This is a genomic window from Streptomyces sp. PsTaAH-124 (assembly GCF_000373685.1).
Lineage (GTDB): Bacteria > Actinomycetota > Actinomycetes > Streptomycetales > Streptomycetaceae > Streptomyces > Streptomyces andamanensis.
Genome location: NZ_KB892173.1, coordinates 61,425 through 79,507, shown reverse-complemented (window position 1 = coordinate 79,507; position 18,083 = coordinate 61,425). Strand labels below are relative to the sequence as shown.

The window sequence follows — 18,083 nt, the reverse complement described above, 5'->3', positions numbered from 1 at the left end:
GGGGGGTCGCACCAGGAGGGCGGGGCGACGGCAGGGGTACGGACGGCATAAGGCTCGACCGGGCTCTCCTTCTATGCATCGCCGTGTCACCCGCCACCGGGCCGGTCGTCTCTCCGGCCCTGTCGACGCGACGGAGGGCTCGCATCCGGCTTCGGGATATCCGTCGGCACCGACCACGCGTATGTCACCGGCGAGACTGTCCTGCTCGCCGAGCGAGCCGCGGGCCTGCTCAAGACTCTGCGCGAGCATGGTCCGGAGTTCGTACTGCTGGACGGGACCCTTGCCGAGTGCGACCGCGTCGGTGACAGCCGAGCCGACTACTCCGCAAAGCACCGTCGGCACGGAGCGAACGTCCAGGTCGTCACAGGCCCGAAGGCCAGCTTCTGTGGATCTCGCCAGCCCTGCCGGGCCGTGCTCACGATCTGACCGCCGCACGCACCCACCGCATCATCCGGATCTGCGAACGCCAGGGCGTCCCGATTCTCGCCGACCGCGCCTACCAAGGTACCGGCCCCCTGGGTTGCGACCGGACTCAAACGGCCACCGGGTGGTGAACTCACTCTGGCCCAGCGCACCGTCAACCGGGCCCTGGCCGCGGCGAGAGCACCAGCCGAACGTGGCATGGCACGGCTGAAGTCCTGGCAGATCTTCCGCAGATCCCGGATCAGCCCCAACCGCATGACCGTCATCACCAAGGCTGTCCTCACCCTGGAGAGGCAATACTGAAAACGCTCATTGTGCTAGCCGTTGAGTCAAGGGGTTCGGTAAGCTCCTGGTACGGGACGCCTGACAACCTATCCGCGTGAAGAAGTATCACTCGCCAGGATCGTATAGGAAGCTGCGAGACTCTCGTCGAAGAACACGATCAGCTCGTCAGGCATATACGCGAACCCCTCCCCCTCAGCCGAGCCTAGAGCAATAACCAGGCTTGACTTATTGGAGAATCCAAGGCGATACGCCCACGGCATTTCAGGACACCCGTCATTGGGAACGTGCCAGGCAGGAATGATTTCCACAATATCCGCCCCAAGGAACCTCCCCCAATCGACATGGTCGCTCACGTCGACAGTGTCCCCAGGCAAGTCGGCGTCCGACTCTCCAGGTTCCCTAAGCCCGATCGCCATCCCTTCGTTGAGGCCATCCATCGCCCAGGACAGGGACAGTACAGCCCCAGTGCTCATGACCAGATCAACGGCCATGTCGACTTCATGAACACGATCCTCCCTGTGTCCTTCGGGCCAGGTTTCCCCCTGCGGAACTACGTAGCGGACCGCACTCACAGACGCCCCCGCGATCGCGCCCCGAAGGTCAACGAGACTAGCGTCGCCGCGCGCCTTTGCATCCCACGGCTCGATTACCAACATGCCTAGTACCGCCCGAAGTATTGGAACTGTCCGTTTGCATCGAAGGTCGCACCGATCCCGCGCCCACCAGCAGGGTCCGGCATGATATACCGCCTTCCGCCCGCGAAGTTGCCAGAATTGACTGCGGACGTAGCAGTTTTCGGATTGGTCAGAATATCGTCCAACAAATCCTGCCCGGCAGTCTTCAACTCCTTGCCGGGAACCACGGGAAGATCGCCGCGGTTCATATGTTTCTGGTATTCACGCCCTGCATGAGTCGTCTTCCCCTTGGCTGGACGCATTCCACTCTGCGAAAGCGCATCCAGATCGGGGCAGCCTCCGGAGTTATGCACGAGCACGGGCGTCTCGCCCGCCAGCACATAGTACGTGTGCAGATCCTCGACTGTCAGGTTATAGGTGCGGACATGCTTGATGTACGCACTGTTGGCCGTGACGATGACGGTCTTGCCTGCAGCGGTGAGCAGCGTCATCCCTGGGAGCAGGGAGCCAGCTTCGACCCACTTGTGCTCCGACGGCGCCCAGAAGGGATGCTCGTGAGTCGCTGTGAGTTTCTCGATCCCGTTTTCTGTGGCGATGGACAGTTCGTTGAAATACTTGTCGCTATCGGTACTGATGAGTCGCGTCACGCGCCGGGAGCCGACTCTTCCTGTCTCGGGGTCTGCCGCCTTCACCTTGTCGCCGACATGGATTTTTTCTATGTCTTTGGTGCTTCCGTCCGCCATGAGGACGTCCGTACCGGCAAGAAAGCAGTTGCACGGGCGCGCCCGGAGCGCCTTACCGAGTGAAGTCTCCCCCGCAAGCTGGACGGCATTGATGTCCTTGAAGGCATCCTCGTACAGTCCGAACTGGGTTATGCGAGTGAAGTTCAGATCGATGAAGTAGTTCTTCATCTCCTGAGAGCAGTGAATCTCTTTATGGGCCCAGCAGACGTTCACCGCAGTCGCTATTGCGGTATTCGCATCCATGATGCCATCGAGTCGCCCGTATTCTTTTTTCATCGCCGCACGATATGCATCGAGCCACTGATTGTACTGTGCGTCGCTCCCGGAATAGAACTGGACTGCGCCGTAAATTTGCGTCTGGGCGTCGCGCGTAGCATCGCGAGCATCCGCGAGAAGTCCATTGTCGTTTTCGGAGGTGCAGCTGTAATAGCAACCGCCCGTGCCCGTCCCGCCGCGGGGAACGCCGGGATGGCCGCTCTGCTGTGGGCCCGCCGCGCCGCCGGGGCGTGATTCGCTGTGGCCGGTGCCGTCGTCGAGCCAGGCTCCCGTGGGGTCGCTGTGGGTGACGGGGCTGTTGTCGGCGTAGCTGTAGCCGTTGAGGGACTGGGCGTCGGTGGTGTCGAGGACGGGGTCGACGCTGAGGAACTGGCCGATGGACGGGTCGTATTCGCGGGCGCCTATGTGGGTCAGGCCGGTGTTGGTGTCGCGGGTCTTGCCGAGGAATCCCTTGTCGTCGGGCCAGGGGCCGTACTGGGGCTTTCCGCGGTCCTCACCGAAGGGGGTGGTGTAGCGCTTGGTGAATGCCTGGGAGGCGTCCGGGGCGATGGTGAGGGTGGAGGTGCCCTGGTGGTCACCGGCCAGGTAGGTGAGTTTGCCGGTGCCTGACTCGTTCGAGCGGACGGCTGCTGTGATGTCGCCCGCCGTGTAGCGGCGCTGGGCCCAGAGGGTTCCGTCGGCGCGGAGGTGGAGTTCGGTGGCGCTGATGTAGAGGACGCGCTCGCCGTTGTCCGCGGAGCGGATCAGGAGGTTGCCCGCGGCGTCGTAGAGGTAGTTCGTGGAGGTGCCGGCTTCGGCCAGCTTGGCGAGTCTGCCCTCCGGGGACCAGAGAAGGTCCTGCGTGCCCGACGTTCCGGGGCGCTTGAGGGTGTTGCCCGCGGCGTCGTAGACGTAGGAGCGCTCAGGCGCTTTGCAGTCGGTCCCGGTCGTGGTGCCGGTCATGGTGTGGGGCTGGCCGGGCTTGGTGTAGCAGTAGCTGGTCCTCGTGTCACCGGTGGTCTTGTGGACTGTTCCGGTGAGGCGCTGGCCGGCGGCATTGTAGGTGTAGCTGTTCCAGTACGGGGCCGGGCCGGAGAGGGCGGACGCGCTGCGGGTGTCCGTGCACTTCTGCGAGGCCGGTGTCCATGCCTCGGTGAGTCTCTGGTGGGCGTCGTAGGTGAAGCACTGGGTCTCCGCGCTGCTGGTTCCGCCGAGGTTCGTCGGGTCGCTGATCGCGGTGATGTTGCCGGACTCGTCGTAGGTGTAGTTCGTGTCCTGCAACGCGTACGGGTGCGTCTGATCCGTGACGTGGCTGCGGGTGAGACGGTCGGTGCCGGTCTCGTAGGTGTTCGTCAGGTAGATGCTCTTGTTGCCGCTCCCACCGGTGCCCAGGGTGAGCTGCTGGGGCTGGGCGGTCTGCGAGTAGGAGACGTCGAGCAGGTATCCCGTCGAGCCGCCGAAGCTGACGAGGTCACCGAGGCCGTCGTAGTGGTAGCTGAGGGGTTCGGACTCCAGGCCTCCGGCGGCCGGCTCCTTGATGCCCGAGACGTCCCCCTGGAGGTTGTAGTACGTCTCGACGGGGAGCGTGGACGGGGCGCCGGCTTTCACGAAGGGGTCGCCGGAGGGGAGTTCCAGCTGGGTGCGCGTGGCCCGCCCGAGGGTGTCGTAGGCCGTGACCGTGCTGGTGTAGGCCGAGCCCGCCTTGCCTCCGACATAGCGGGTGGACGAGGTGGGCTGCCCCTTCAGGAGGGTGTCGTAGGTGTAGCCCGTGAGCTGGGTGGCGTCGGTCTTCGAGTTCGCCCAGGTGCCGGTGGGGCGGCCGAGTTCGTCGTAGGCGGTCAGAACGGAGGAGCCCCGGGAGTCGGTGGACCTGACGACCTGGTCGAGGGCGTTGTACTCACTCGTCGTCGTGCCCTTGTCCGGGTCGACGGCTCTCGTCTGCCGGCCGAACAGGTCATAGACGTAGGACCACGTGCTGTCGTCCGGTCCGGTGATCGAGAGCTGCTTGCCGTCGGGTGCGTAGGTGAACCGGGTGGACGTGTAGGACGTTCCAGGGCTCGTACCGAACTCGCTGTCCGCCGGGGTCACACCCGCGTACTCGCGAGTTTCCGTCGTCTGCCCGCGGACGTCCGTGATGGTGCGCCGGGCGGAGCCGCCCTGTAGGGCGGTGGTGGCGACGGAGTCGCCCGTGTAGGTGGTGGACGTGGACCACTTCTTCACGCCGAACACGTACAGGCTGCCGGTGGTGGGCCGGCCGGCACCGTCGAAGACGGTCTCGGACTGCTTCGGGGCTCCGCCGTACTCGGCACGCGCGTACGTGCCGTTGGGAGTGGCGGTGCTGTCGAAGATGTCCGCGTAGGTCTCGTAGGCCAGGCCCCGGGTGTCGTAGCGCGTGTCCGTGAGCAGGCGGCCGCCCAGCGGGGTCGGCGACTGGGTCTGAAGGGGACGCAGGAGCGCGTCGTAGAGCGTGTACGCGGTGTTGTACGTGTCTCCGTCGTTCTTCAGGGTCGAGGTGGAGACCCAGGAGGGTTTCGACGCGTCCAGGTGGTAGCCGTACCTGGTGTTCGGGGCCTGGCTGCCGCGGATCCGGTTGGGCAGCCAGACGTCGGTGAGACGGCCGAGCGCGTCGTAGTCCAGCTCGGTCTTCTTCAGGTTGATGTCATAGCTGCGCAGCGTGAGCCCGCGGCGCGGGTCGAGGAAGTCGACGGATTTGTACTGCTTGGGGGCCGGTCCGGTGGTGATGGTCTTGCTGAGCGGGCCGGCGTCGGCCGGGGTGTAGGCGGTGGAGGTCATGTTCCCCGCCGTGTCGGTGACGCTCAGGGGACGGCCGAGTGCGTCGTAGGCCGTGGTGGCGACGGTCTGCCAGGACGAGGGAAGCCGGTCGCCGTCGAGGTCCGCGGTGGCTGCGTAGCCGGTGGGGCGGCCGACCCAGGTGGCTTGGCCCTTGGTCGGCTTCTGAGTGGCCGACCAAGTGGTGGCGTTCGGCGTGTCGTAGACGGTGGCGGCGTCCGCGAGCACGTCACCGCGCCGGTCGGCGGCCGCGGGCAGATCGAGTGCCGCGTCCTTCGTGGCGCACTGGCCGGCGACGGTGCGCGTGCGGGAGACGAGGCTGGTGATGCCGGCGGCGGGGTTTCGTGCGTACCAGATACGGGTGCAGGTCTCGTCCCCGTTCTTGCCCACCAGTCCCGAGTCCTCGGCCGTGGTCTGCATGCCGTAGGCGTCGAAGGACGTCTTCGTCTGCCGCTCGCGCCAGCTCTGAGGCGTCGTCAGGTAGGTGTAGGAGTGGACCTTCTCGGTGCGGACGTAGCGGGCGATCCGGTCGTCGGCTTCCGGTGGGCTCTGGCGAGCCGTCTCCTTGGACCACGGGTCGTTCACCGTGGCCGAGATCGCCGTCGCGCCGTCGTAGGTGATCTCCTGGCGGAGCATGCCCGCGTACTGGTCGCTGTCGGCCTGCGAAGCCGCTCCCAGGGCGGGCTGGGCCAGCGGTGCGACGGTGACGGACTTGGTGCTGCCGTCCTTGTTCTTGTCGCCGTCCATGCCCTGGAGGTACAGGGAGACCGTCTTGGACCGCGTCGTGGTGGTGGCACCGGCCAGGGTGGTGACCTGGCGGTATCCGCGCCAGTCGGACCAGGTGCGCTCGTTCTTCGGAGTGAACGGGTCGTCGCTGTGGTGCCAGGCCGCGCCGCTGTAGCTGTAGGCGTATTCCAGGGCCTCGTTGTTTCCGGCCGGGTCCGAGACGTTCACCGCGAGGACGCGGTACTTGTGGAACCAGTCGATGGCGGCGTTCTCCGCGCCGTTGATGTGCCAGAACTGCGGGTAGCAGGAGCGCGTGTTGGAGTCCGGCGGCGCACTCAGGACCTGGCCGCGCACGCATTCCGGCGCCGACAGAGTGACCGTGGTGATGGCACCGGTCTCGGAGGTGACGGTGGAGACGCGCGGGCGGGTCAGCGGGAGGATGTCGTCGGTGGCGTCCACGCGGTTGGGCCGCATGTGGTACGTGAACGAGACCGGGTTCACCCCGATGGCGGTGTCCCCCGCCTTGCCGGTGCGCTTCAGCGACTTCAGGGTGAGCACCTGGTCGGAGCTGTCACCGATGTCGCCGCCGTCGAGGTACTCCTGTGTCAGCGCCCATGAGTCGACGGCGTCGTACGCGTTGCTCGTGGCGTTGTAGGAGAAGGTGTCGATGCCGGTCAGGCGCTTGCGCGTGAAGAAGGACGGACCGGCGGCGTCGCAGTCGTCGTCGTCCTTGGTGCACAGGGCGTCGAAGGGCACGTCGGGCCAGTTGTCGGCCGTGTCCTTGGTGAGGCTGGAGCAGTTCTCGGCGGTGCAGCGCTCGGCGTAGCCGAAGGTAACCTCGGCGTCGGCCTTGTCGGTGAACAGGGCGCCCTTGCGCAGACCGTACTCGATACGGTCGAGGTGCCCGCCGCGGACGTAGGAGGCGTTGGCGGTGGTGGACTTGTTCTTCTTGTAGTAGTTCGTTTCCTTCGTGTACCAGTAGGTGACCGCGTTGCCGCGGGGGTCCTCGACATAGTCGAGGTTCCAGCGCCAGGCCTGGTTCAGGGAACGGTCCGCGAAGGAGCTGCCACCCGAGTAGCCGGGTTCGCCCGAATCGTCACCGAAGACGGGCACGGTCCAGGCGGAGTTGGTGCGCTGGGCGGCCGCGCCGTCCAGTTTGTCTTTGCCGAAGACGTACTTGGTGCCGTCTCCGGTGGTGACGGTCCAGTACTCGCCGTCGTCGTCGCCGTTGTCGGCCCCGGTGGACCGGGTCACCGTGGAGGCGTCGTCGTTCTCCAGCCTCCAGTTTCCGCTGGTCTTGTCCTTGACCAGACCGCTGGATCTGCCGTTGAGGACGAGACGTGCGTTGTCGTACTTCCAGCACTGGTCGAAGATGTCGTCGTGACCGTCGTCGTCGCAGGAATTGTAGGTGCGTTCGATGTACGACTCGGTGAGCCCGAACCCTTCACCGACCGGTGTGCCCTGGTTGTTGGTGGTGGCGGTGCGGCCGTCGACGCTGCCGGAGTCGTAGGAAAGTGCCAGCGGAGGGACGGGGCCCGCGGCGGCCGGGGGCAGGGTGAAGTCGTAGGACCAGGTGAAGGAGCCCGAGCTGCCTCCCGCCTGCCAGGACGAGGACGGTGACAGCGCGGTGGCCGAGTAGTTCCCCGTGCCCTTGGGGGACTGCCCCGATCCCGCGCCGGTGGCGGTCACGGCGAGGACGGTCGTCGCCGGGGCGGTCCCCGCCGCGGTCCGCGTCAGCTGCGACACGTTCCCCGCGGTCGGCGCCGCCAGCTGCACCTGGGCCGTGACTGTCCGGTGTGTGAGGTCGTTGTCCGTCTTCAGTGGCTGCCGCGTCCGGCACTCCGGCTTGCCGGGAGTGCTCAGGGCGCATGCGGGAAGCTGCACCAGGCGCAGTCGCTGGGCCCAGCCGCCGCCGATCGCGGAGGCGAAGCCGCTGTAGTCGACGGTCACGTCCGCCGTGCCCGCGGTGCTCGCGTCGGCGGTCAGCACGACGCCGGTGATCCCCGCGTTCCGGGCCGTCTTCTGGTCGAGCAGGGTGACATGAGCCTGGCCGCTCGCCGCCTTCCCGCGGGTGGACGGCGCGGCGATCGTGACGGGCGTCTTGCCGGGGGCGGCGGTAGCGGCCTTGCGAGAACTGAGGCTGAGACGCGCGTCGCCGGGGACGGGCCAGGCCGCCCTGCGCTCCTGCTGCGCGCGTCCGGCCTGGGTCCGGTTGGCCTTCTCGTCCTGGGCGACCTGCTGTCTGGCCTCTGCTGCACCCGGACCGTCGAACACGCTGACCTTGCCGGTGCGCGGCTTCGGTATGCCGGGCCGCCCCAGACCCCCCGGCTCCGCGGCCTGCGCCACCTGGGCCAGTCCGGTGGGGATCAGCAGCGCCAGCGCCAGCGAGTGGACCACCAGTCCGCTGGTGCGGCGCCGGCCGCGACCGGAACGCTTTCTTGAAGTGCCTATGCCAAACGCCATCGGATATCGCCCCACCCAGGTGCGCCAGAAGAAGTCGGGAAGCCCAGAAGTACCGGCCCGGCACACCGTGTGCCGACCGCGTGTCCGTCTCGGGGAGGGGCCCTCTCCGAAGCGCGCCCCTCCCCTGCCGATCAGTCGCCCACGGTCTCGACGACCTGCTTCCAGTCGGCCATCGCGCCGGCCCACATCCGTACTTCGGCCACCCGGCCCGGCAGATAGTGCTGCCAGGTGCCGCCGGCGAAGCCCTTGCCGACCGCGAAGTCACCGGACCCGGCCTTCGCCGTGAAGGACTGCTCGTCATCGCTCTGGTTCGCGCCCAGATAGAGGCTGATCGCGCCCGCCTGCGCGTCGAACACGCCCGTCAGGCGCACCATGCCGTCCACCGCTGCGCTCTCGGTGGAGGCCACCGCCGTGAACGTACCGTCGGCGTTGAGCCGACCGAAGCGCCAGAAGCCCACGGGTACGGTCTTCTCCTCCAGCGTCTCCTCGTCCACGACGGTCTGCTTGCCCGTCAGCTCGTACCAGAATCCCCACGCCGACCCGTCCGCCGTGCGCTGTCCGAGGACCTGGCCCTTGTAGCCGATGTCCTTGGCGGCGAGTGCGGCGCCGTCCAGGGTGACCAGCGTGGTGGCGGTGAACGATCCGGTGTCGTCGAGGACCGGCCCGGCCGTCGTGGCCGCGTCGTCCACGCCGTCCAGGACGATCGACTCACCGTCCGACGAAGCTCCTCCGGTCAGGGTCAGGGACCTGCCGTAGCCGGACGTGGTGTCCGGGACGGTGCTGCCGCTGCCCTGATCCGCCGACCAGGCGGCGACCAGTTCCGTGCCCGCGTACTGCGCCGACGTCATGAGCCGTGACTCCTCGGCCACTTCGTCGCCGTTCAGGGCCCGCTGCCACACGGCCACCTCGTCCGTGGAGCCCTGGAGGTAGTCGGTGAAGTTGTCGTACCAAAGCCCCCGGCCGATCTGCAGCGGGCCGTTGGCCGTCCACGGCGTCCCGGCATCCGCCGTCGCCTGGAGCTTTCCGTTCAAGTAGAGACTGATCTTCTTGGCCGCCGCGTCGTGCACACCCGTCACGTGCGTCCACACGCCCCGGGCCGTGGTCTGCTGGGCGGCAGCCTTGTGCAGGCTTCCGTCGGCGGCCAGCACGCTCATGCTCCAGGTGTCTCCGCCGCCGGCCGCGTAGGACAGTCCGAACGGGGTGTACTTCTTCGGGAAGGGACTCGCTGTCTCGGGGGCCTGGCCGAGCACCGTCATCGTGTGCGCGGCACCGGCGTCGACACGGACCCAGGCCGAGACGGTGTACGAGGAACGGGTGTCCAGCACGGGTGCGCTGGTGGCCGCGTAGGCCGTGCTCCCGTTCAGGCTCAGCCCCTTGTCGGTGACGGGCTCTTCCAGCGGATCGCCCGCGGAGTCATGAGTCAGCAGGCCCCGGCGTCCGCGGTCGTCACGGGTGGCGTTTCCCGACAGCACGGCGTCATGGTGCGCGACGCCCGGCGCGGCGGCGGAATCCAGGGCCGCTCCGCTCGTCTCGGCGAAGTGCCACTGGCCGACCGTGCCCTCACCGGCGGCCACCAGGAAGTCGACCACCGACTCCGCGCCCCAGCGGCCGACGGTGTCCTTGGCGCGCACGTACAGCCGTTGGGTCCCGGCACGGGTCGGGGTGACGCCGGCCGCCACGGTGGAGCCCGTCAGCGCGGTCGACCAGGCCGCGTCGGAGGACAGGCGGTACTGGTAGGCGACGACGTTGGCGTCACCGGCCGCCGGTTTGAAGGTGAAGGTGCCCTTGACTCCCGGACCACCGTGACTCGCGCAGTCGTTGCTCGTGCACTCGGTGTAAGGAGAGCCGACCGTCACCTGTGGTGCCTTCGGCGCGGTCGGGTCGACCGTGAAGTAACAAGGAGTGGTGTAGCCGGTGTTCTGCCGGTTGCTCCCGTCCTCGTAGTAGGACAGGGTCAACGCCTTGAGCCGGTACTGCGTCCCTTCCTGGAGCGTCGGCAGGGTCCGGGTCTGCTTCACCAGGTTGCCGACGTAGCCGGTGGTCGGGCCGTCCACGTCGTCGTGGGCGAGCACCCAGTTCGAGCCGTGCAGCACATCCGTGCGCCATCGGATGCGCAGGCTGGCGCCCGACTCTCCGCCGGCCGCGGTGCGGGGCCGTCCCTGGACCAGCGGTGTCGGGTCCGACACCACGCTCGGAGAGGCCGGGTTGGTGGAGCAGACGTAACCGGAACCGGTGACCACGCCGACCTCGGTGGGCGTGGCGGGCAGCGCCACGTACTTCACGGCCAGCACGGCGTCGTTCTTGAACCGCTTCCACGCGGAGGTGTCCGACTCGTCGTGCGCCCGGACCTCCAGGGTCAGCCTGGAGAACTTGCCCGCCGCGAAGTCGGCCACCGTCGGGGTCAGGTTCTCGTTCGTCTCCGCCGAGTTGTCGTGGAACTCGATCGGTGCCTTCGGTGCGTCCGGGTCACACAGGGATCCCCGCCCCGCGGACACGTTCCGGTCGACCATCAGGTCCAGTTCCTTGGGACGGGTGGACCAGGTGGTGGCGGACGAGATGTTGTTCGTGCGGACGAGGTCGACCCAGCGGGGGTCGCACTGGAAGGCCCACGGTTCGGTCACTCGGAACGTGGCGTCCAGGACCTTCTTGCCCTTGAGGCTGTCGGGCGAGAACTCGAAGTAGAGCTTCTGCACATAGCCGGGCCCGCAGTAGTAGCCGTTCCAGGTGCCGCACTTGCCGGCGCCCTTGCCCTCGTCGTCGTCGCCGTTCCCCCAGGCGTAGGACTCGTAGCCGTCGCTGCGCAGCAGGGTGCGCTCGGACTCTCCCCAGGTCACCGTGGGGTCGAGGAACAGCGGGAAGGCGGAGGGAGCGGTCTTGGTGAGCATGTCGGCGTCGGGCGTCACCGAGAGGGAACCGGACGAGACGTCCACGCCCATCCGGGCCACCGTGTCGCCCTGGCCGGGTTCGAGGCCCGATCCCGAGATCCCCGAGGACGCCGAGGACGCCGAGGGCATCGCCTTGGCGGAACCCGACGGCCGGCCCTCCGCCGCGACCACCGCGCGGGACGACACCGGCCCGGCGGGTGCCCCGGTGCCACCGGTCGAGTCCCACATGCGGGCGGGCGGGGCCTTGAACACGGTGCGGCCGTCGGCGTCCTGCGCCATCAGATTGCCGGCCGCCCCCTCCCGTACGTTCAGGCCCTGCGTCCCGAGCGTGAAGGTCAGCTTCTTCAGCTTCTCGCTCGCCGCCGCCTCGGGTGTCTTCACCACGAACACCGGCTGGAAACTCTCGGGCGTTGCGGTCACCCGGAGATCGACACCGGGCAGCACGTCGGCGTACAGAGCGCTCGCCCCGTCCAGCCGAGGCACAGGCAGCGTGCCCGGCCAGCCCAGTTCCAGGGACTTGCCCTGCTCGCTGATCCGCGCGAGGGGCGCCGTGTCGCCGCCTCCCGAGAAGGCCATCGGCACCACGGCGGCCTTCGGGCCTACGGAACCGTCCGCGTGCTTCTCCAAGGTCGCGTCCGGGGTCCGCCAGCCGCCGCCCGGCGCTGCCGCGCGCACCGGAACCGCGGACTCCTCCAGCGTGAACGTGAATCCGTCGGGGTTGGCGTAGACAGTGGTCCGCTCGGTGCGTTCACCCGGCACCTCCACCCGCTCACCGGACTGCTCCGCCCGGGTCAGCGCCTTCTGCCCTTCAGAGAGGGGCACCGAGTCCGTACCCCCCGCGGAGACGGCGTGCGCCGCCGGCGCCGGCAGGGCAGCCATCACGGCCAACGTTGTCAGTGCCGCCACCGCGGAAGCCGTCCCACCACGCCGCCTGCGCCGACGGCGCACCTCGGCGCCCAGCCCACCCCGCCTCACCCGCACGAAACCCCGCCCCCGCCATCACAAGATCTTCATAGGTAAGCGAGATTTAAAGGCTTGGTTTCACCCTGTGTCAAGATCCCGCCACGGGAAGCGAAACACCCACCGCACGCCACTCACCCCGAAGTGACCAGGCGGATCAGGTCACTTCGGGGTGAGTACGCCGACGGACTACGGCCGCAGCCCCCGCACCAGGAGGTCGAGCAGTGCGAAGACGAACAGGCTGATGCCGATGAAACCGTTCGTCGAGAAGAACGCCCGGTTCAGGCGGGACAGGTCGTGGGGGCGGACGATGGTGTGTTCGTAGAGGAAGGCACCGGCGACGACGACCAGGCCGAGCCAGAAGAAGACGCCCGCGCCGGTGGCCAGGGCGAACCAGACGAACAGGGCCGTGGTGACGGTGTGGCAGGCGCGGGCGCCCCAGATCGCGGCCGGGATGCCGAAGCGGGCCGGGACCGAGCGGACGCCGACCTGCCGGTCGGTCTCGACGTCCTGGCAGGCGTAGATCAGGTCGAAGCCGCCGATCCAGATGCCGACGGCCAGGCCCAGGATCACCGCCTTCCACGACCACTCGCCGCTGATCGCCAGCCAGCCGCCGATCGGGCCCATCGCCTGGGCCAGGCCCAGGATGGCCTGCGGGAAGTTCGTGAACCGCTTGCCGTAGGGGTAGACGACCATCGGGACCACCGCGATGGGGGCGAGGGCCAGGCAGAGCGGGTTCAGCAGGGCGGCGGCGCCCAGGAAGACCGCCAGGGCGATCAGCGCGCCGGTCCAGGCGTGCCGTACGGACATCGCGCCGGTGACCAGCTCGCGGTGCGCGGTGCGCGGGTTGCGGGCGTCGATCTCCCGGTCGATGATCCGGTTCACCGCCATGGCGAAGGTGCGCAGCCCCACCATGCAGACGGTCACCAGGAGCAGCCGCGCCCAGTGGATGTCCTCGTCCCACTCGTACATCGCGGTGAGCGCGGCGATGTACGCGAAGGGCAGCGCGAAGACCGAGTGCTCGATCATGACCAGGCGCAGGAAAGCTTTCGTGCGTCCCGGCTGGGGCACCGCGGCGGCGGAGGCGCTCACAGGCCGTACTCCTTCCAGCGGCGGTCGACTCTCGCCGCCGTATCCGGGTCGGAGACCACCATCTCCGGCCAGCCGCCGTCGCGGGTGTACCCCTCCGTCGGCAGCTTCTTCGTGGCGTCGATGCCTGCCTTGCCGCCCCAGAACTGCTGGTAGGAGGCGTGGTCGAGGTGGTCGACGGGGCCCTCGACGACGGTGAGGTCGCGGGCGTAGTCCGTGTTGCCCAGGGCCCGCCAGGCGACCTCGTGCAGATCGTGCACGTCGCAGTCGGCGTCGACGACCACGATCAGCTTGGTCAGCGACATCATGTGCGCCCCCCAGATGGCGTGCATCACCTTCTGGGCGTGCTTGGGGTACTTCTTGTCGATGGAGACGATCGCGCAGTTGTGGAAGCCGCCCGCCTCGGGCAGGTGGTAGTCCACGATGTCCGGCACGATGATCTTGAGCAGCGGCAGGAAGAAGCGCTCGGTGGCCCGGCCGAGCGGCCCGTCCTCCGTGGGCGGCCTGCCGACCACGATCGACTGGAGCAGCGGGCGCCTGCGCATCGTCACGCAGTCGATGGTGAGCGCCGGGAAGGGCTCCTGCGGGGTGTAGAAGCCGGTGTGGTCGCCGAAGGGGCCCTCCGGGAGCATCTCGCCCGGCTCCAGCCAGCCCTCCAGGACCACTTCGGCCTGGGCCGGGACCTGGAGCGGCACGGTCTTGCAGTCGACCATCTCGATCCGCCGGCCCGCGAGGAACCCGGCGAACAGGTACTCGTCGATGTCGCCGGGCAGCGGCGCGGTGGAGGCGTACGTCACGGCGGGCGGGCAGCCGAAGGCGATGGCGACCGGCAGCCGCTCGCCGCGCCGGGCCGCCACCTGGTAGTGGTTGCGGCTGTCCTTGTGGATCTGCCAGTGCATGCCGATGGTGCGCCGGTCGTGGCGCTGGAGCCGGTACAGGCCCAGGTTGCGGATGCCCGACTCCGGGTCCTTGGTGTGGGTCAGGCCGAGGTTGAAGAAGGAGCCGCCGTCCTGGGGCCAGGTGAACAGCGCGGGCAGCGCGTCGAGGTCGACGTCGTCGCCGCGCAGCACGACCTCCTGGACGGGCGCCTCCTTGACCTTGCGCGGCGGTACGTGCGCCATCGCGCCGAGCTTGCCGAACGCCTCGCGCACGCCCACGAAGCCGTGCGGCAGCTCGGGCCGCAGCAGCCCGCCGATCCGCTCGCTGATCTCGGCGTAGGACTTCAGGCCGAGCGCCTTCAGCAGCCTGCGGTCGGTGCCGAAGACGTTCATGGCGAGGGGCATCGCCGAGCCCTTCACGTTCTCGAAGAGCAGTGCGGGGCCGCCGGACTTCTGCACCCGGTCGACGATCTCACCGACCTCCAGATACGGGTCGACCTCGGCCTTGATGCGCTTGAGGTCGCCCTCGCGCTCCAGCGCCCTGAGCAGGGAGCGAAGATCGTCGTAAGCCATGGGGTCCAGTATCGCCGAGGCGGTCGCGCGTCCCGCGACCGCCCCGTGCCCGGCGGGGGCGTGGCGCCCTGCCAGACGCCCTGCTAGCTCTTCGACCAGCGCTGGGCGGCGGAGCCCGCGGAGCAGGCGGCGGTGTCCACGGTGCCGTTGGCGAGGACGGCGAGGCAGCGGCCGTTGTAGTCGCTCCTGAGGGTGCCGCCGGAGCCGTAGCGCCAGCTGATGTCCGCGTCGCTGCTGCCGTTGCGGGCGCAGGACATGGCCATGAGGCCGCCGGCCGGGAGGCTGGCGCTCAGACAGGCTCCGGTCGCCTTGTTGAAGAGCTGGACGCCGCCGGAGGCGGCGCCGCGGAACTCCCAGTCCGCGCGCGCCGACGTGCAGCTCTCCATGATCGCGCCGTAGCCGTAGGAGACGGACAGGCAGGTGCCGCTGGAGCCGTTGCGCAGGGTGAAGATGCCCGAGGCGGGCGGCTTGCCGGTACTGCCGCCGGAACCGCCGCTCGCACCGGAGCCCCCGCTTCCGCCCGAGCCCCCGCTTCCGCCCTTTCCGGAGCCGCCGCCCGAGGGCTTGGTGCTCCCGCCCCCGCCGCCGTTCCCGGAGCCGCCGCCCGCGCCACCGTTCCCGCTCTCCTTCCCGGTCGTGCCTCCGCCCCCGGCCTTGCCGCCGCCCGGCTGCCCGTCCCGGCCGTCCGCCCCGTCCGTGCCGTCCGCGCCCTTCTCCCCCGGCTGCCCGGCCGCGCTGTCCCTGCCCTTGCCGTCGTCCTCGCCCTTGCCCTTCTTCGCGCCCTTGCCCGGCGACGCGGATCCGGACGGCGTCGCCGTCGCCCGAGCGGAGGCGCCGGACGCGGACGGGCCGCCCGGTCCCGTGACCGACACCGAGACAGTGGGGGCGGCCTGCGCGCCGTCGCTGGTGGCCGCCGTGTAGGGCAGCAGTTGCAGGGCGAGGGTGGCGCCGGTCGCCGTGACCACGACCGGGACGAGCGCCAGCAGCACGCGCCGTCGGCCCCGGTGGGCGGGCTTGCGGTCCGGCGCGGTGTCCTTGCCGCCGGAGCCGGAGCCGGAGCCGGAGCCAGAGTGCGAGCCGGAGCCGGAGTGCGAGCCGGGCCCGGCGCCCCCGCCGTCGCTCCCGCCACCGCTGCCGTCCCCGCCGCGGCCCTCCCCCGCCGCCGCACCCGGCCCCCCGGCCGTGGTGGCGGACCGCGCGAGCTTCTCCAGCTCCGCCAGTTCCGTGCCCCGGGGCGGGGCCGCGGCGAACGCGGCCCGCTCGGCGAGCCGTTCCCCGGCGCCCGCCGGCCAGGCCGCCCGCTCGGGCAGGTCGCGCCCGCGCGCCCGCTCCAGCAGTTCCGCCGCGCCGGGCCGGGCCTCGGGGTCCTTCTCCAGACAGGTCGCCACCAGGTCCGCGAGGTCCGCGTCGACCTCGCGCAGACCGCTGAGATCGGGCGCGTCGTGCACGATCCGGTAGAGCAGGTCGACCCCGGCGCCCTCGCCGAACGGGGAGTGCCTGGTCGCCGCGTACGCGAGCAGAGAGCCCAGCGCGAAGACGTCCGTGGCGCCGGTCAGCCGCCGGGCCCCGGACGCCTGTTCGGGTGACATGTAGGAGGGGGTGCCGACGACCACGCCGGTGCGGGTCAGCCGGCTCTGCTCGGCGGCGCGGGCGACGCCGAAGTCGATGAGGGTGACGCCGTCGCGGGTGAGCATGACGTTGGACGGCTTGAGGTCGCGGTGCACCATGTCGGCGTCGTGCACCGCGGCGAGCCCGGCCGCCGCCTCGCGCAGCAGTAACCACAGGGCGTCGGCGGAGAGCGTGCCGTGCTCCTCGACGACCTCGCTGAGCGTGAGCCCCGGGATGTAGGCGGTGGCCAGCCACGGCGGGCGGGCCTCGCGGTCGCTGGCCAGCAGCGGCGCGGTCACATCGGCGGGCAGCCGGGCCAGGTTGTCCAGCTCCTGCCCGAACCGGCGCAGGAAGCCGGGGTCCTCGGCGAAGACCGAGGGCAGCACCTGCTTCACGGCGGCGTACTCCCCCTGGTGCACGCCCAGGTACACGCGGCCCATGCCGCCGGCGCCGAGCCGCCCGACGAGCGGGATCGCGCCGATCCGCCGCGGGTCCCCCTCCTGTAGCGGCTCGGCCCCGCCGCCGCTCAGCTCCACCACGTCTCGTCTCTCCCCGTCCGGCCGTCGGCAACCAGCGCTGCCAGTCTGCCGTCGCGACCCCGGTAATTGGAAGAGTTTTCTAGAAAGTTACACTGGAAACCATGAGCCCCAAGCAGCAGCGCGGGGAGGCCACCGCCGACCTGCTCCTGGACGCGGCGCTGCGCGTCTACGCGGTGACCGGCGACAACGGCCTGACCGTCACCGCGGTCACCGCCGCCAGCGGGGTGAGCATGGGCAGCCTGTACCACCACTTCGGCAGCATCGAGGGGCTGTCGACCGCGCTGCACACCCGCTGGAACTCCCGTCTGCTGGACGCCCTGCTGACGGCGCTGGTCCCCACCCGCACGCTGCGCACCGGCGTCCGGGCGCTGGTGCGGGCGTATCTCGCCTTCATCCAGGAGCACCGGGACGCGGCGCTGTTCCTGCACTCCTCCGGTACGTCGCGGGACGCGATGCGCCACGGGCGGCAGGTGCACGAGACACAGGAGGCGCGGCTGGCGGAACTGGCGGGCTGGCTGGGGCCGCGCGTCGCCGCCGGGGAGATCGCGCCGCTGCCCGCGCCGCTGATCGAGGCGCTGGTGATGGGTCCGGTGGTGGCCACGGCCCGGCGCTGGCTCTCCGGGGCCGGCGAGGTCGACCTGGAGGAGGCGGTCCGGCTGCTGCCCGACCGCATCTGCCGCTCGCTGGCACCCTGAGAGCCGGGACGCGCCGTATCCCGCCGGGCGCCGCCGTTGCCGCAGCGCACCGGCTGCCCGCACAGTGGGTCCATGGACGAGGCACAGGCACGCGCATGGCTCGGCACGGCACTCGCCGAGGCGCGCGCCGGGCTCGCGGAGGGCGGCGTCCCGGTCGGCGCGGCGCTCTACGCGGCCGACGGCACCCTGCTGGGGCGGGGCCGCAACCGGCGGGTGCAGGACGGCGACCCGTCGCTGCACGCGGAGACGGCCGCCTTCCGCGCAGCGGGACGGCAGCGTTCCTACCGGGGCACGACGATGGTGACCACGCTCTCGCCCTGCTGGTACTGCTCCGGTCTGGTCCGGCAGTTCGGGATCGGCCGGGTCGTGGTCGGGGAGGCGGTCACCTTCTGCGGCGGGCACGCGTGGCTGGCCGAGCACGGCACGGAGGTCGTGGTCCTCGACGACCCGGAGTGCGTGGAGCTGATGCGCGGCTTCGTACGGGACCACCCGCGGCTGTGGCGGGAGGACATCGGGGAGGAGCCCCGGCCCTGAGG

8 protein-coding genes and 1 pseudogene are annotated in these 18,083 nt (G+C 69.7%); 3 read left to right on the top strand and 6 right to left on the bottom strand.

Annotated elements, in window-relative coordinates; translation table 11 throughout:
* Positions 1–138 precede the first annotated feature (138 nt).
* A pseudogene (locus B086_RS40320) lies at positions 139–726 on the top strand (transposase family protein); the annotation flags it as partial.
* 68 nt (positions 727–794) lie between these two features.
* Here B086_RS40320 and B086_RS40315 read toward each other — a convergent pair.
* From B086_RS40315 to B086_RS0120145, 6 genes are all read right to left on the bottom strand, one after another.
* A complete protein-coding gene (locus tag B086_RS40315) occupies positions 795–1,199 on the bottom strand; it encodes a hypothetical protein (RefSeq protein ID WP_018568243.1) in 405 nt (134 codons plus the stop codon).
* A gap of 167 nt (positions 1,200–1,366) precedes the next feature.
* Positions 1,367–8,254 (bottom strand): polymorphic toxin-type HINT domain-containing protein, encoded by a 6,888-nt coding sequence (locus tag B086_RS40310; protein WP_018568242.1) that lies wholly within the window; start codon positions 8,252–8,254, stop codon positions 1,367–1,369.
* A gap of 197 nt (positions 8,255–8,451) precedes the next feature.
* Positions 8,452–12,084, bottom strand: coding sequence for a LamG domain-containing protein (locus B086_RS0120160; protein WP_018568241.1), 3,633 nt, complete (start codon positions 12,082–12,084; stop codon positions 8,452–8,454).
* A 270-nt stretch (positions 12,085–12,354) separates the two neighbouring features.
* Positions 12,355–13,257 carry a menaquinone biosynthesis prenyltransferase MqnP gene (mqnP, locus tag B086_RS0120155; protein ID WP_018568240.1) on the bottom strand — a complete coding sequence of 301 codons (903 nt, stop codon included), beginning with the start codon at positions 13,255–13,257 and terminating at the stop codon, positions 12,355–12,357.
* Positions 13,254–14,705 (bottom strand): menaquinone biosynthesis decarboxylase, encoded by a 1,452-nt coding sequence (locus B086_RS0120150; RefSeq protein WP_018568239.1) that lies wholly within the window; start codon positions 14,703–14,705, stop codon positions 13,254–13,256. The genes mqnP and B086_RS0120150 overlap by 4 nt, the downstream gene beginning before the upstream one ends.
* An 83-nt stretch (positions 14,706–14,788) precedes the next feature.
* Positions 14,789–16,852 (bottom strand): serine/threonine-protein kinase, encoded by a 2,064-nt coding sequence (locus tag B086_RS0120145; RefSeq protein WP_018568238.1) that lies wholly within the window; start codon positions 16,850–16,852, stop codon positions 14,789–14,791.
* 101 nt (positions 16,853–16,953) lie between these two features.
* On the opposite strand from B086_RS0120145, the gene B086_RS0120140 reads away from it, so the two are divergent.
* The gene (locus tag B086_RS0120140) at positions 16,954–17,547 is read left to right on the top strand and encodes a TetR/AcrR family transcriptional regulator (RefSeq protein WP_018568237.1); all 594 of its coding nucleotides are present in this window, start codon (positions 16,954–16,956) and stop codon (positions 17,545–17,547) included.
* Between the two features lie 72 nt (positions 17,548–17,619).
* On the top strand, positions 17,620–18,081 hold the full coding sequence (locus B086_RS0120135; protein ID WP_018568236.1) for a nucleoside deaminase: 462 nt from the start codon (positions 17,620–17,622) through the stop codon (positions 18,079–18,081).
* The last annotated feature ends 2 nt before the right edge of the window (positions 18,082–18,083 follow it).